The organism is Maridesulfovibrio sp., from assembly GCF_963676065.1.
Lineage (GTDB): Bacteria > Desulfobacterota > Desulfovibrionia > Desulfovibrionales > Desulfovibrionaceae > Maridesulfovibrio.
This window is the reverse complement of the sequence record NZ_OY780933.1, coordinates 1825956-1841655: the sequence shown is the minus strand read 5'-3', so window position 1 is coordinate 1841655 and position 15700 is coordinate 1825956. Positions and strand designations below refer to the sequence as shown.

The 15700-nt window shown below is 48.5% G+C and carries 13 protein-coding genes; 8 read left to right on the top strand and 5 right to left on the bottom strand.

Annotation, left to right across the window (positions count from 1 at the left end; translation table 11 throughout):
• The first annotated feature begins 201 nt into the window (after positions 1-201).
• Positions 202-1140, top strand: a complete 939-nt coding sequence (locus tag ACKU35_RS08240) for a PilZ domain-containing protein (RefSeq protein ID WP_319764889.1) — start codon at positions 202-204, stop codon at positions 1138-1140.
• A gap of 122 nt (positions 1141-1262) precedes the next feature.
• On the opposite strand, the gene ACKU35_RS08235 is transcribed toward ACKU35_RS08240, so the two are convergent.
• The 3 genes from ACKU35_RS08235 to ACKU35_RS08225 all read right to left on the bottom strand — a co-directional run bounded on the left by ACKU35_RS08235 (position 1263) and on the right by ACKU35_RS08225 (position 3858).
• Positions 1263-1616, bottom strand: a complete 354-nt coding sequence (locus ACKU35_RS08235) for a hypothetical protein (protein ID WP_319764888.1) — start codon at positions 1614-1616, stop codon at positions 1263-1265.
• Positions 1617-1622: 6 nt separating this feature from the next.
• Positions 1623-2228 (bottom strand): hypothetical protein, encoded by a 606-nt coding sequence (locus ACKU35_RS08230; RefSeq protein ID WP_319764886.1) that lies wholly within the window; start codon positions 2226-2228, stop codon positions 1623-1625.
• Between the two features lie 82 nt (positions 2229-2310).
• Positions 2311-3858, bottom strand: a complete 1548-nt coding sequence (locus ACKU35_RS08225; protein ID WP_319764884.1) for a glycosyltransferase family 9 protein — start codon at positions 3856-3858, stop codon at positions 2311-2313.
• Positions 3859-4127: 269 nt separating this feature from the next.
• On the opposite strand from ACKU35_RS08225, the gene acs reads away from it, so the two are divergent.
• The 4 genes from acs (at position 4128) to ACKU35_RS08205 (ending at position 9317) form a co-directional block, all read left to right on the top strand.
• The gene (gene acs, locus ACKU35_RS08220) at positions 4128-6119 is read left to right on the top strand and encodes an acetate--CoA ligase (protein ID WP_319764882.1); all 1992 of its coding nucleotides are present in this window, start codon (positions 4128-4130) and stop codon (positions 6117-6119) included.
• Positions 6120-6358: 239 nt separating this feature from the next.
• The gene (locus ACKU35_RS08215; protein WP_319764881.1) at positions 6359-7216 is read left to right on the top strand and encodes a pirin family protein; all 858 of its coding nucleotides are present in this window, start codon (positions 6359-6361) and stop codon (positions 7214-7216) included.
• A gap of 1 nt (position 7217) precedes the next feature.
• On the top strand, positions 7218-7844 hold the full coding sequence (locus ACKU35_RS08210; protein ID WP_319764879.1) for a nitroreductase family protein: 627 nt from the start codon (positions 7218-7220) through the stop codon (positions 7842-7844).
• 195 nt (positions 7845-8039) lie between these two features.
• Positions 8040-9317, top strand: coding sequence for an OFA family MFS transporter (locus ACKU35_RS08205; RefSeq protein WP_319764878.1), 1278 nt, complete (start codon positions 8040-8042; stop codon positions 9315-9317).
• 92 nt (positions 9318-9409) lie between these two features.
• Here ACKU35_RS08205 and ACKU35_RS08200 read toward each other — a convergent pair whose 3' ends face one another.
• Together ACKU35_RS08200 and ACKU35_RS08195 are read right to left on the bottom strand one after the other, a co-directional pair.
• Positions 9410-10630 (bottom strand): multidrug effflux MFS transporter, encoded by a 1221-nt coding sequence (locus tag ACKU35_RS08200; RefSeq protein WP_319764876.1) that lies wholly within the window; start codon positions 10628-10630, stop codon positions 9410-9412.
• 124 nt (positions 10631-10754) lie between these two features.
• Positions 10755-11531 carry a helix-turn-helix transcriptional regulator gene (locus ACKU35_RS08195; protein WP_319764874.1) on the bottom strand — a complete coding sequence of 259 codons (777 nt, stop codon included), beginning with the start codon at positions 11529-11531 and terminating at the stop codon, positions 10755-10757.
• 161 nt (positions 11532-11692) lie between these two features.
• On the opposite strand from ACKU35_RS08195, the gene ACKU35_RS08190 reads away from it, so the two are divergent.
• The 3 genes from ACKU35_RS08190 (at position 11693) to ACKU35_RS08180 (ending at position 15596) form a co-directional block, all read left to right on the top strand.
• Entirely contained in the window at positions 11693-12268 is a 576-nt protein-coding gene (locus tag ACKU35_RS08190; RefSeq protein ID WP_319764872.1) for a DNA-3-methyladenine glycosylase I, read from the top strand.
• 215 nt (positions 12269-12483) lie between these two features.
• A complete protein-coding gene (locus ACKU35_RS08185) occupies positions 12484-12822 on the top strand; it encodes a hypothetical protein (RefSeq protein WP_319764871.1) in 339 nt (112 codons plus the stop codon).
• A gap of 260 nt (positions 12823-13082) precedes the next feature.
• Positions 13083-15596 carry a TIGR03960 family B12-binding radical SAM protein gene (locus ACKU35_RS08180; protein WP_319764869.1) on the top strand — a complete coding sequence of 838 codons (2514 nt, stop codon included), beginning with the start codon at positions 13083-13085 and terminating at the stop codon, positions 15594-15596.
• The last annotated feature ends 104 nt before the right edge of the window (positions 15597-15700 follow it).

Sequence of the window (15700 nt, the reverse complement as noted above, 5' to 3'; positions counted from 1 at the left end):
TTGATAAAAATGATCTGCTGTCCCATTAGCGAAAATACATTGTCTGCAGACCGAATAACCCTACGCAAGGGAGAGGATTATCTGTAAAGATTCCCTTAGTCCAGCAATTACCTAATATTGACATTAATCTGCCACTGACCATACATATATGGATGGTAAAAATTTTTACCCTAAATCATAGCAGCTGTGGGAAATTTAACAATGGGAAAATTAGACTTTCAGTACATAATTGATCAGATTCAGACACGGGTCATCGATCCTGCTGAAAAAAATTTGACAACCCTGCCACAGGAATCTTTATACCTGATTCTGGGCGCTGCTGTACTCATCGCCCTGTTGGCGGCAATCTTAGCCTACAAACTGCTACGCCCCAAATCCAAAAGGGACAAACAGCCGCAGGGCCCCACCGATTTCGTAAACTTTTTTTACAAGAACGGAACCATCATGGATATTGCCGCTGCCGAGCAGCACAATGACACGCTGGGCAGAGCGGTACTTACCGAGGTAAAACCGGACCTCATCCGCCTAGAATTAATTGCAGAAAACGGAATATCTCAACTGAGTGCATCAAATGAGGTAATCCTGATGTTTCCTCCCGAGCAGAGTATGGCCGGGAAAGTCAACTCCTTCCGTTCCACCATAGACTCCATTGAATGTGACGAAGACGGCTGCGGAAGATTAACCATCACCCCTCCCGCAAAATTCGCTCTGGTCAAGCGCCGCCGACATAAACGCAAAAGGGTCGTCGATCAGCAGTTTATCAGGGTCAAACTCTGGCTTGGAGAGGCAGATTCCAGCGACACATCATTCGTGGACCGCATCCCGGACCTCGCCGTAAACTCATATGATCCCCGCGCGTCCGGGCATGAGGACAATCAGGTCATCAATATTTCAAATGGCGGTATCGGGGTCAAAACATCCCCCCTGCTGGTAGAATCAAAATTCCAAATAAATGACAATGTGCTGATTAACATTTTCATGTTCAATTTTAGGCAGAAAATATTCAAACCCTACTGGTATACCGGCAAGGTGCGCTCCATGGAAAATATGGACGGGATCTGCCGGGTAGGTGTTGAATTCACCGGAAGCGGTAAAATGCGTGATGAAAATGAACAGCACATTGACTGGACAAAAATATAGCCGACAATTTTTTGAACCTCAAACAGGATAAAAACCAAAAATCCCCCGCCGAGAACCTATCAGCGGGGGATTTATGTACCGTCTTTACGCGAAAGGACAGTCTTATATTTCGCTTTCGCGCTTTATCCAACCTTGTTTATAAAGCGGTTGGCTATCAAGGGGGTGCCGCGAGCGACTTTGCCGTACCCCTTGAAGCGGGCACCTTCCTGCTTAGCCCGCCCGATATCCTGCCGCAGCGCTTCGTGAAGCTTTCTGGCTTCAGCGGTAAGCTGTCCCTGCAGTCTCTTAAGCTTGCTAAGCTTTTCCAGAATCTGGTCCAAACTCACACTCTCTTTCGTTTCCAGAGCCTGAGTGGTAAGTTCACCTCGTTTTTCGGCGGCATCAAAGGCTTCGTCCACCTCACCTGCCGCTAAAAATCTCAGTTCATTGTAACCGAGTTCAAGAGCCTGATCCAGAAGTTCCAAGGTTTCGGCCATAACAGTCTACCTCTTGGCTACCTCCCGGAGCTCCTCACGAATACCGGAGATAACATTCTTCCATTTTTCAACGGAAGGCAAAAATTCATATTCAAGTAAATCAGCCAGCAAAATCCAGTCCTCGTTTTCAAGGACTTCGGTCATTTCAGTGAAAAGACCGGAAAATTCTTCCGCAACCTGTTCAAATTCTTCATTCTGCTTAAGGGAGAACTGCTCGCGCAGGCCACCTACCATTCCAATAAAATCCCTGACAACATCAAGAAGATCCTGATACAGTTCAAGGGCTTCGGAATCATCTGCCTGTCTGAAAAGTTCCGCTACCTGCTTGCCGCCGCCGGCCATGATATGCACGACCTTGTAGAGTTCGAGGGTAATTGCGGAAGCCATTTCAACAGTTGAAGAACTGGTTATTTCGAGACTTTCGACTTCGGAAGTTTCAATATCTTCCGACTGGTTGGGGTAAATTTCGCTGAAAGGTTCAGAATTGACTTTTACATCGGTAACAATGCGGTCGTCGAGGTGACCTGATTCCATAACCTTGTCGAAAACCTGCTCGAGATTTTCAAAGCTTCTGATATCGATATCAGTTTTGTTTCCATCAATAACGATCATAATGACTCTCCTCCTGAATTAGGTACGTAATTTTTTCCGGTTGGTCCGGTACGCCCTTTTTCATTCAAGAGTCATGCCATCTTCATTCAAGAGAAGCGGACATGGCTGCAACCAATGCCATATAGCGATCCAGCTGCCCTACAAGGCCCTGCATACTTTCATGGGCACGGGATTCTACCATCCACATAGATGACAGCACGGAAAGTTCCGGACAGGAGGAGAGGATATCCTGTATTTTTTGCAGGTTAGCTAGAAATTTTACCTTCATGGCTTCGACCGGGGCTGCCTGCAATATCGCAGCCTGTTTATTGAGGAGAAAAAGCACATCCCGGCAGTCGCCAAGGGTGCTGAGTAATCTTTCCCGCAGCACGGCGGAAAAATCCACCCGGTCCGGAGTAATCGCGGAAAGAACCTCTCCGTCAAGAAAACGACGGAACAATTCACGCTGAAGCACAATCCACTTATGCCGGTCACTTTGTTCATGACCGGAAAGGGATGCCAGAGTGATGAGCCCGAGTTCATCACGACCGGTCACATAAGCCCGCACTCCCCTATTCTCAAGTCGGGGCCATTTCCCGCTATCAATATAAAATGACACCGCGTCAAAAACAACATCCGCGCCTACTTCCCGGCGGCAGATGTTATCACAGGCGCACTCCTGCCCGAAAGCACAGGGATGGCAATCAAGATCCGGTTCAAAACAGCACAGGTTTTCTGCGGCAGGTCCGGTGTCCCAAGGCTGGGCAGTAGCCAGAAATACAGCTGCAAGCGGGGTTCCCGAACCGGCGGCAAGATGCATTGTACCGGTATCATTGGTCACCAGCATATTCAGACGGCGCAATACTGCGGCCAGCTCCGGCAAAGAGGTTGCCCCCATCAGATTGACAGCCGGAAATCCGGCGCCCTGTAAAATGCGTTCTCCCAGCTTTTTTTCATTTTCAGTGCCCAGCAGAACCGGAACCAGTCGTTTTTCCTTCCACAGTCTAAGGCCGAGTTCCCTGAAATGATCTACCGGCCAACGTCTGCGATCCTCGCTTGCTCCCGGCTGAAAACCGACAAAACCCACAGCTCCGGGAGCGGTATTTTCCAGCAGTTTCAGGGCCGCAGCCTTCATTTCCGGGGATGGCTTAGCCAACTCAAACGGCACGGGGTTATCAATACCGGAAACTTTACTGAAAAGATCGACTACATTGAAAGGACTGGAACCGCGGTTTGATGATGCCATCTGTAAAAAACCGGCCCAGCGGGAAGTATCCGCATTGAAGCCGAATTCATCCATGGCAAAGCCGCGCACCTCGCGCTCCCGGCCAAGCCGCAGGGTTAACAGCCGGGCTGATACGGAAGGAGTCAGATTAACGATAAGCTCGGGATCAAATGAATCTTCTATTTCGGTACAATATGTTTCAAAAAAATTGATGGCTTCACGCCAGTCACGGTCCAGTGCGGCCAGCAGAGGGGCTCCGGGCAGGGCAAAAGTATGCGAGACATTGCACAATAATTGGGTCGCCCCGGCAAAATTCTTCAGACACATGACACCGACTTCGTAACCCTGCTCTACAAGAGCGGTGATTACCGGCTGGGTCTGGAGCAGATCCCCGAAACGGGTAAGATTTATGACTAGCGCTTTCATAAAGAATGCCTCCGGCGGCCCTTTTGTATTTTTTTTAAGGATATATCGTATCTTTACTAATTACGGCAAGAACAGCAAACGGTAACTTTTCCGGGTAAACGGCACGAACTTTCCGCCAAACGGTTTTTACTTCCGTTAAGTGATTTTCAGCCACCGTTTATCGAAAAGCATGTGCATACGTTATAAAAAATGTATATAACCTATACATCAAGCAACGATTTTTTCTGCTGCCAAATGCATTATTAAAAACATCCTCAGGAGGCCATCTTATGACTGAAGAACAAAAAATTGAAAGTCTCTCCAAAGAAAATAGACTTTTTAACCCTCCTGCTGATTTTCCCGGCGCATGCGTGAAAAGCCTTGAAGAGTACAAAAAAATCTATGACCGTTCCATTAACGACATGGAAGGATTCTGGGCTGAACGCGCTGAAGAACTGCTCACGTGGGACAAGAAGTGGGACAATGTTCTTGATTATGATTTTGACAAACCGGAAATCAAATGGTTCGAAGGCGGCAAGCTTAATGCCTCCGCCAACTGCCTTGACCGTCACATTGAAAACGGCCGTCGCAACAAGGCTGCACTCATCTGGCAGGGTGAGGAAGACCACGAAGTAAAAGTTTACACATACGACATGCTGCATCGCGAAGTATGCCGCTTTGCCAATGTATTAAAAAAACTCGGCGTGCAAAAGGGTGACCGTGTATCAATTTATCTGCCCATGATCCCGGAACTGGCCATCGCCATGCTGGCCTGTACCCGCATCGGCGCACCGCACTCCATCATTTTTGCGGGTTTCAGCTCCAACAGCCTGCGCGACCGCATCAATGACTGCGGAGCCAAGGTTCATATCACCGGTGACGGAGTTCTGCGCGGCGGAAGAAAAATTCCGCTCAAGCCCAATTCCGATGAAGCTCTCAAGGAATGTCCTTCCGTTGAGCAGTGCATCGTTGTTCCCAGAGCTAACAATGAGATTGAAATGGTTGAAGGCCGCGACATTCTCTGGTCCGAACTCATGGCAGACCCGGAAATAACCGACAACTGCCCCTATGAGCTGATGGATTCCGAAGATCCGCTTTTCATCCTCTATACTTCCGGCAGCACCGGAAAGCCCAAAGGAGTTTTCCACACTACCGGCGGCTATATGACTTACGCCGCTCACACCTGCCAGTGGGTATTCGATCTCAAGGACAATGACGTTCACTGGTGTACCGCCGACATCGGCTGGGTAACCGGGCACTCATACATTGTATACGGCCCGCTGGCTCTCGGCTCCACCAGTATTATGTTTGAATCTGTGCCTACCTACCCGGACCCGGCAAGATTCTGGCAGATCTGCGAAAAATTCAGGGTAAATATTTTCTACACCGCGCCCACCGCAATCCGCGCCCTGATGCGGGAAGGTGATCAGTGGACCAAGAAACATGATCTCTCCAGTCTGCGCATTCTCGGAACAGTCGGCGAGCCCATCAACCCCGAGGCATGGATGTGGTATCATGAAAAGATCGGTGCTTCAAAGCTGCCTATCATCGATACCTGGTGGCAGACGGAAACAGGCGGGCATATACTTTCCCCCCTGCCCTACGCCACCCCGCTCAAACCCGGATCGGCAACCCTCCCGCTGCCCGGCATTGATGCGGCGATTGTGGATCGTCACGGCGAAGAAGTCGGTCCCAATGAAGGTGGTTTTCTCGTTATCCGTAAACCGTGGCCCGGCATGTTACGTGGAGTATGGGGTAATCAGGAACGTTTCAAACAGCAGTACTTTGAAGGTTTCCCCGGCACATACGAATCCGGCGACGGAGCACGCAAGGACGCAGACGGATACTACTGGATTATGGGACGGGTTGATGACGTTATCAATGTTTCCGGCCACAGGCTCGGAACAGCTGAAATCGAATCCGCTCTTGTTTCCCACCCGGCAATATCCGAAGCTGCGGTAGTAGGTATGCCCCACGAAGTAAAAGGGCAGTCAATCTACGCATACGTAACCCTCAAATCCGAATCTGAGTACAATGAAGATGACGAGCTGATCAAAGAACTGCGCCTGCATGTCCGTAAGGAAATCGGCCCCCTGGCAGCACCGGAAGTTATCCAGTTCGCTCCATCTCTGCCGAAAACCCGCAGCGGTAAGATCATGCGCCGGATCCTGCGTAAGATTGTAGAAGGCGATACTTCAAATCTCGGCGACACTTCGACACTGGCTGATCCTTCAGTAGTGACCGATCTCATCGAAGGTTATGAAGAAATAATGAATCCATAAGTATGGCAAAAGGTTGCCCGGAAGTTGCCCGGTTCTTTTTATAAGGAACCGGGCAATAGTTCAGCAGCCCGCACCGTACCGGATGAGACCGGAATACGCGAAAAATGCTTCTACCTATTTTGGAAGGTGGCTATGGAAGCATCGTGTATTCCGGTCTATTTTTTTGTTTCCTCTCTTGCAAATAAACTTCATACTGATACTGTAGGTAATAACAACACAATCACCGACAGGAGTCAGTAATGAGGCGCGAAATTCAACACATATTTTCCGGCGAACAAGTCCACGAAGGCGCCGGGGTTAAGCTCCACCGGGCTTTCGGCTATTTCGAGGCCCCCCTTTTCGACCCCTTTCTTATGCTCGATGACTTCCGCTCCGATAATCCCGAGGATTACCTGAAAGGCTTTCCATGGCACCCCCACCGGGGGATCGAAACCATCACCTACCTGTTAAAAGGGGATGTGGAACACGGCGACAGCCTCGGCAACTCAGGAATTACTAAAGCCGGTAACGTGCAGTGGATGACAGCGGGAAGCGGGATTATACATCAGGAAATGCCAAAGGGCGATGGCAACGGTTCCATGCACGGCTTTCAGCTCTGGGCCAATTTAAGTTCTGAGAATAAAATGGTGGACCCTGAATACAGAGAAATTTCCGCCGAAGAAATTCCCGTTGTAAAACGCGATGACGGCAGCCGCATCAAAGTGATAGCCGGAAAAATTGACGGTATCGCGGGACCGGCGAAAGGCATCGGTATCGACCCTGAATATCTGGACGTGAGCATTCCCCAAGGATTTGAATTCATCCACCCAACAAAAACCGGCTACACGGCCTTCATTTATATCACTGCCGGCGAAGGCACTATTAACGGACAGAAGGTTGTAAACCGCTCACTGGTACTCTTCGACGATGGCGAGGAACTGGCTGTAAACACGGACGAGACACCTCTAAGTTTTCTGTTGCTGACCGGAAAACCGATCAAGGAACCGATATTCTGGCGCGGTCCCATCGTAATGCACACAGCTGAAGAGCTGGAAAAAGCTTTTAAAGAATACGAAAATGGAACTTTTATCAAACACTCTAAACCAAGAGGAGTATAACATGGACTTTTCTGAAATTCTGAAAAAAAGAAGAGCTGTAAACTTTTTTGACCCGGCACGCGATGTAGATCAGAATCTACTGAAAAAAATCATCGAGGAGGCCGGCAATGCTCCTTCAAGCTACAATCTTCAACCCTGGAAGATAAAAATTGTTCGCGATATGGATCGCAAAGAGGCTCTGCGTAAACTAGCCTTCAACCAGCCCAAAGTTACCGAAGCTCCGGTAGTCCTCATTATGCTCGCAGACCGCGAAGGCTGGAAAATCGATGCCCCCACCGTAGAAAGCACTTTTAATGATTTCGTCAAATCCGGTAAGATGCAGGCTGACCAGAAGGAATGGTTTTCCGGTGTAACACAAGGGTTATACGGAAGCGATGAAATGTCCTCTCAAGCATTTGCCAACAAAAACACCGGCCTTTTCGCCATGTCTCTGATGTATGCAGCAACAGCCAATGGACTGGAATCACATCCCATGGACGGTTTTGATCACGAAGGCGTACGCAAGGAATTCAACATCCCTGACAGATACTGGATTCCCATGCTTATCGCCATCGGCCACCTCAATCCCGGAACAGAAATTCAACCCAAAGGCTGGCGGCAATCATTTGAAGAAATGATTATTGAATAAACAGTATCTATAAAGATAACCATAAGCGGGGCCATTCGGCAGACTAACGGCAAAAACAGAATTTACAATTGGCTGAATGCCGTTTTGGACCCCGTTTACCGAAAATAGAATGCACAGATAAATCAAGCGTGCTCATATATCTGCACGGATAAGGAGAAAAAAAAGGGTAAACAACGTCAACACCGGAGAAGCAAAATGAGTGAAGCGAAGATAATGAACAGATGGTGTGCCGTGATGGGGGCAATACTCATTCAGCTGGCACTCGGGGCAATCTACGCATGGTCCGTATTCACCCCCTCGCTTATTGAGGCAGGATGGACCAAATTCCAAACTCAGGCTGTTTTTTCCATTGGGCTGGTCAGCTTTGCGCTTTCCATGGTCTGGGCCGGAAAAAAAATCACCCGGTGGGGGCCCATGAGACTTTCATTTATGAGTGCCTTAGTGCTCGGAGCTGGCTACGCGCTTGCAGGACTTTTCGGCGGGACCAACTTTACCGCCCTGTGCATTTTCATCGGAGTCATCGGCGGAGCCGGAATCGGCCTCGGTTATGTTGTTCCCATTGCCGTGGGCATGCGCTGGTTTCCTGATAAGAAGGGTTTCATCACCGGACTGGCTGTTGCAGGATTCGGTTTTGGGGCCATGGCCTGGGTTAAGCTGGCCGGTGCGTGGGGCAACATGATAGAAACTATGGGACTTTCCGCCACCTTCTCACTTTACGGGCTGCTCTTCTGCCTGATCATTACGGCTGGAGCGTTCTGGATGCGCTTTCCTCCGGAAGGCTGGATGCCGGAAGGATACCATCCCGAGACTAATTCCGATGCCAAGAATGATGCTGAAGAGAAAAACTTCAGCACCACTCAGATGCTCAGGACACCACAATTCTATCTCATCTTCGTAACCTTCACCTTCAGCGCCGCGGCAGGACTCATGTCCATCGGGCTAATGAAGCTTTATCCCATGGAAGCCTTGCAGGGAACAGGCTACAGCGCAGAAGAAGCAAGTGCCGTGGCGGGGACGGCTATGGCCGTATTCTTCAGCCTCGCCAACGGACTGGGCCGCATTATCTGGGGTAGCATGAGTGACAAATTGGGCCGCAAAAGATCCATCCTGTTAATGACCGCTATTCAGGGCGCAACCCTGCTTGCTTTCACTTCTATGGCCGGCAATGCCTTACTGCTTTATGCGGGGGCTACAATTATCGGCTTCAATTTCGGAGGTAATTTCGCTCTCTTCCCCACCATTACAGCCGATACTTTCGGAACCAAAAGTGTGGGGCAGAACTACCCATATATTTTCCTCGCATATGGAGCCGGGGGAATAGGCGGTCCCCTTCTTGGAGGAACGCTGGGGGATATAAACAATTTCCCGCTGGCCTTCACAATCTGCGGCACATGCTGTTTTATCGGCGCGGCGGCGATCTTAATGCTCAAAAACCCGCGCGAGATTTTAAATGCAAACCCGGAAGTTTCATAGCTGAGCGGATAAATATTACGGAATTTTTACTAATCAACTCTTCCGTACCCTAAAACTCCCTGCGCCAGGCGGGGAGTTTTTCAATTTTGGGATCAGGCACTTCTCGATAAAAAATGACGACATTTATCTCTCCTTATTTTTTTTGAGAAAAAGAACCAATAGCTAAATAACATCAGTCCGCTAATCAGACACAATGCATACGCAAGGTTGGTGCTGCATGACTCAAAAAACAATGCATATCCGGCACTGACCACAGCGCCAGAACAAAAAAGAATAACCCCGTACATGGAGCTTGCAATACCAGCCTGTTTAGAAAACGGACGCAGACTCGCCGAAATGGCATTGGCAAAAATAAGCCCCAAAGCAAGATATGCAACAAATAGGGAACACATTAAAGTGCTGACAGTCGCCCACCCAGACAATTCAATAAGCAAACCTCCTAACGCAGCGATGAAAAGAAGAAACGCCCCCATGCCAATAATACGGACAGGATACATCCTGAGCAAAAGCCTGCTATTAAGGAATGATCCTACAAAATAACCTGAAGCTACAACCAGCATAATCCACCCATATTGTATGGCAGAGACATTGTACTGTTGTTGAAATATAACAGGTCCTGCCACATTGACACAGCTGAAGACGCTGTACAGCAGTACCAGCAGAAGCAGGTTCTTTTTAAATTCTGATTCTTTAAAAAGACCGCAATACTCTTTGGTAACGCGCGTAAGAGAAAGACCAGTAGAACGGTTACGGCCAGTTTCGCCGACACAAATTACAAGCCATCCGGTTAAGATCAGTCCTAAAAGGCCCAAGAGTATAAAAGAATATTTCCAGCCAAAATGCTGTTGAATTATACCGCCGAGCGTAGGGGCAAGAATTGGAACAAAGGCCCAGCCCATTGACATATATGACGAAACAACAGGAAGTTCCTCTGAAGTAAAAACATCACGCATTATGGCCCGAGCACAGACACTTGCGGCTCCGACAGCAGCTCCCTGAAAAAACCGAAACAACAAAATAAAATTAATAGTTGGTGCCCACACTATACCAAAGCTCGATATTACGAACAAAGGCAACCCAAACAATAAAACCGGCATTCTGCCGAAACGATCTGCAAGAGGACCATAAAAAATCTGTGACCCGCCAAATCCAAACAAATAAATGGAAACTGTCATCTGAGCCTGATCCACAGAAGCACCAAAGTGGTGAGCCATTTGTGGAAGCGATGGTAGGTAAATGTCAATTGCCGCCTGACAAAGAATGACCAGCCCAAGTATAAAAGCCAGCGTCATTCTTTTTCTCACATTATACATATAATCTCCTTCGATACAGAATCTGCAGACAAAGTGATCTACAGACGGTGCATACTAGGAGTACAGACGATGTCCCGTCGAACGCTAAACGGAAAAAAAGAACGCCAAACAGGACAATTCACATTTACTTTTTCAAATATTCACGGGGAGACAATCCGACTAAACGCCGAAACAAAGCTGAAAAAGAACTCGGTGTCTCATATCCCACAGCCAATGCTGTTTCCAATACCGACACTCCTGACAACAGCAGGGGGAGAGCGTAGAGAATACGCGCCTGCTGCCTCCACTCCATGAAAGTAACCCCTGTTTCTTTCCTGAATAAACGGGACAAGGTTCTATGTGAGGACCCAATCAATTCCCCCCATTCTTTCAAGGACCGGGAGTCGGCAGGGTAATCTTTTAACTGCTCACAAATATGCCTGATACGTTCATCCTCTGGCCATGCCAGGTTGAACAGCTCCCCATCCGCCCAATTGATTTCTTCATTAATCAACTGCATCAGTAATCCATCGCGCCCATTCAGATCATAATCAACAGGAATACTGGCTGCCGCGACCAAAAGTTCATGCAGCAAAGGAGAAACTTTTACAGCCAGAGGGTGATCTGGAGCATCTGTACGACACATATCCGGTGCAACATAAAACGTTCTTAATGCGACAAGTCCGTGGGCCCGCATAGAATGGGGGACATTGGAGGGCAGCCAAAAAGCCCGTTGGGGAGGGATAAACCAGCATTTATGGTCAGCATATATTTCCATTACACCTGACTCAGCAAAAACAAGTTGCGCTCTGACATGACGGTGTTCGGCAATAATATGCCCGGTTGAGAATTCATTGGACATAGCGGAAAAAGGGTTACTGACATACTGATAGTCATCTCTGTTGGTACTTTTCTTAATCAAAAAATATCTCCTAAAATAATGCCTGCCGTTTACTACTCCATACATGGCAAGCTAGAATATTCTGCTTTCGATCAGGAAGAGTTCACCAATGAACCAGACTTCCTTGAACATATTTACTAAACCTAATATCATCCCACTTCATCTAAATAAGGAGTCTTCCCATGAACCACACCCGCTGCCCTTGGGCAAAGCACGATCTTGAAATAGCCTATCACGATACCGAATGGGGAATTCCCATACATGATGACCGGCTCCATTTTGAATTTCTCATCCTTGAAGGCGCACAGGCCGGACTTTCATGGTTGACCGTACTCAAAAAACGCGAAAACTACCGCGCTGTTTTTGCGGATTTTGATCCTGAAATTGTCGCACGGTTTGATGAAAATAAAATTGAGCTTCTACGTCAAGAAGAAGGAATTATACGCAATAAGCTCAAGATTAATTCCGCTGTCCGCAATGCCCGTGCATTTCTTGATGTGCAAAAAGAATTTGGCAGCTTTGATGCTTACATATGGCAATTCACAGGCGGAAAGGCAATTCAAAACCGATGGAACTCCCTAGAGGAAGTTCCCGCAAAGACCGCTGAAGCAGAAGCCATGAGCAGGGACCTGAAAAAAAGAGGATTCAATTTCGTGGGTCCGACAATATGTTACGCATATATGCAGGCAACCGGAATGGTTAATGATCATCTGGTTAGCTGCTTTCGGCATAGAAAAATACTGGAACTGCAAGCTTAGGAACAGTATCCGACAAAACAACTCTGGATTTACAATTCCTGTGCGCTCCAAGCCTTGACACACCGCCACTCAAACACTAATTCTTACGTGTTGCCCAAACGCGCAACCAATGAACCGGAACCGGATTTATAAAAACCCGTCCGGTCTTTTTTTTCCAATGCAATTAAAACAGGCCGCGCGCCCAAGCAAATGGCGGCCTGACAAGGAGAAGTCCAATGGCTCACGATGTAAAGCTTTTCAAACTCATCAACGGCGACATGGTTATCGGTAAATGGGACGAAGAGAGCAACCTGATCAAAGATCCCGCAGTACTCCAGACCGTTCCCGCCCAGCAGGGTGTTCAGATGATGATCCTCCCCTTCGGCTACCCCTTTGACAACGAAATCGAAGGAGAAATTGAAGGACGCCACATTCTCTACACATACAAAAACTGCCCCGAAGATGTTTCTACCAAATATCTCGAAGCTTCCAGCAACCTGACCCTCTCCACCAGTGGTCTCGGCGGCATGGGCGGCGGTAACGTTTCCGACATTTCCGAACTGCTTAAAAAATAGTTTTAAATAGCCTCCGGCGGGTCTGCCGCCGACCTTAACCCCTTTTTGTAAAAAGGGGTTAAGAATCCCAAAAACTTTTATCATGGCTTCTCCGCATAGCGCCTTTGATTGTGCTACAAGAGTTTTAACGAACAAAGCTGCGAAGCAAACTGGAAAGTTTTGAAGGGATGGGGTCCGGGGAAGGGGAACTTTTCTCAAAAGTTCCCCTTCCCCGGCCGCCGGAGACATAACATAAATCATCAAATATCAGGGTTAAACTTTTGAAAAAGCTGCTCCCTCTTCTGCCCCGCCCTACCCGTTATCTGGGTTCGGAATGGGGCTCTGTCCACAAGGACCCCGCTAAGGTCAAGGCGCATATCGCCATCGGTTTCCCGGATCTTTACGAGATCGGCATGTCCTATCTCGGCCAGAAGATTCTCTACGAAATCGTTAACAAGCATGATGATTTCTACGCTGAGCGTGCATACACACCATGCGAAGAGACAGCGGAAATCATGCGTGAACACGGTGAACTCCTCGCCACACTTGAAAGCGACACCCCGCTCAAGGACGTGGATGCTCTGGGAATCAGCCTCACTCACGAGTTGTGCTACACCAATGTACTCTTCATGCTCGACCTATCCGGTATTCCACTTAAATCAGCGGATCGAGACGACTCCTGTCCATTGGTTATAGGAGGGGGCGGAGCATGTTTCAACGCCGAACCGATGGCGGACTTTTTTGATGTGATCATGCTCGGCGACGGCGAAGAATCCATCATTAAAGTCATGGAGATCATCGTCGAATGCAACGAGCAGGGACTAGGACGCAAGGCCCGTTTGGAAAAACTATCCGAACTGCCAGGAATTTACATCCCTGAATTTTTCGATCCTGAGAATCCCGGTGATTTCTTTGTGGAAAAAGCGGTGGTGGAAGACTTTGAACCCATTGCATTTCCTAAAGAACAGATCCTGCCCTACGGTCAGGTAATCCATGACCGCCTGACCATGGAAATCGCCCGCGGCTGCACCCGCGGCTGTCGTTTCTGTCAGGCAGGAATTATCTACCGTCCGGTCCGCGAACGTACTCCGGAAACCCTGACCAAGACACTGATGGAAGGTCTGGCGGAAACCGGTTACGAAGAAACCTCTTTCCTTTCCCTAAGTACCGGTGACTATTCCGCTCTGGATACGCTTTTCGCTAAATCTTTCGATAACTGCGCCGCTGAGCAGATATCTATTTCACTGCCTTCCCTGCGTGTCGGTTCGCTTTCCGAACCGATCATGGAACGCATCGCAACCATCCGCCGCACAGGGGCCACACTCGCTCCCGAAGCCGGAAGCCAGCGCATGCGCGATGTGATCAATAAAGGAATCACCGAACAGGCCCTGCTTGATCACGCGCTTATGCTTTATGAAAACGGCTGGCAGAGCATCAAACTTTACTTCATGATTGGCCTGCCAACCGAAACATTTGAAGATCTAGACGCGATCGTCGACCTGTGCGCAAAAGTTCGCGATGTGGCCGGAAAGCATATCAAAAAATTAAATATCACCGCTGCGGTTTCCCCCTTCGTGCCCAAACCGCACACCCCTTTTCAGTGGGAACGGCAGATTTCTCTTGATGAAATCAGCGAACGGCTCGACTACATGCGTGAACGCTTTTCTTCACAAAAACGCATCAAAATGAAATCCCATATTCCGCGCATGACTTTTCTCGAAGGAATATTCTCACGCGGTGACCGCAGACTAGGCCCGGTAATCGAAAAGGCTTACAAAAAAGGTGCTCTTTACAGCAGTTGGAAAGACCACCTCAAGCTTGAACCTTATCTTGAGGCGATGGAAGAAGAAGGGCTTACACCTGAAGAGTACACCGGAGCAAGAGATCATGACAGCCGCCTGCCTTGGGATCACCTTTCAAGCGGAGTAAGCAAAAAATTCCTGCTTACCGAACTAAAACGCAGTATCTCTGAAAAAATAACCGGGGACTGCCGTTACGAAGAATGTCGTAATTGCGGGGTCTGCAACTTCGACGGCCGCAAATCCCTGCTCACAAAGCAGGCTGAAACAATGGACCTGCGGCCCAAGATGGTTTTTGAAAACCGCGACCAGACCGGTGATGTTCCACCTTTCGTACAGGAAGAAAAGCCGGACCTCGGCATCAAAGGGAGTCACTTCCGTCTCTGGTACACCAAGACCGGAACCTCGGCCTATCTTTCGCAGCTGGACCTACAGCCCGTGATAGAACGGGCCATGCGCCGCGCGGAACTGCCGCTTACATTCTCGCAGGGATTCCACCCCATGCCGCGTATGTCCTTCGGACGCGCCCTGCCCGTTGGTGTTGAGAGCATGAAAGAGTGGATGAACATCATGCTGCGTACAAAAATCGGCGCGCAGGATCTGGTTGACCGCCTCAATGCTCAAATGCCTATCGGGATTAAAATTGTCGGTGCCGATCCTCTGAGTCTGTCCAAAAAACAGAAACATCCTGAAATTGAGGATTTCACCCTTATATTCACCTGTTCCGATGAAGAAACAGAAGAAAAGATGAACAGGCTGCGCGAATATGCTCAGTCCGATGAATACATCGTATCCCATACCACTAAAAAGAAGGTTAAGGATAAAAACATCCGGCCCATGCTGATTAAATTTGAAGAAATAAATCGGCGGACCCTGAAACTGAGCTTTGACTGGACCACCCTGTATATGAGTCCGGTTAAAATGATTGCAGCCATATGTCCCGGCACGACGCTTCTTGATTACGATCTGACCAAAACGGATCAGCGTTTCGAGTAAATATATTAAAATCATCAGACAGCTTTAAATGTGCCTGAAGCAAGGTGCATGAAAAAAGGCAGGAACCAATCGTATTAACATACGCCGGTTTCTGCCTTTTTTAT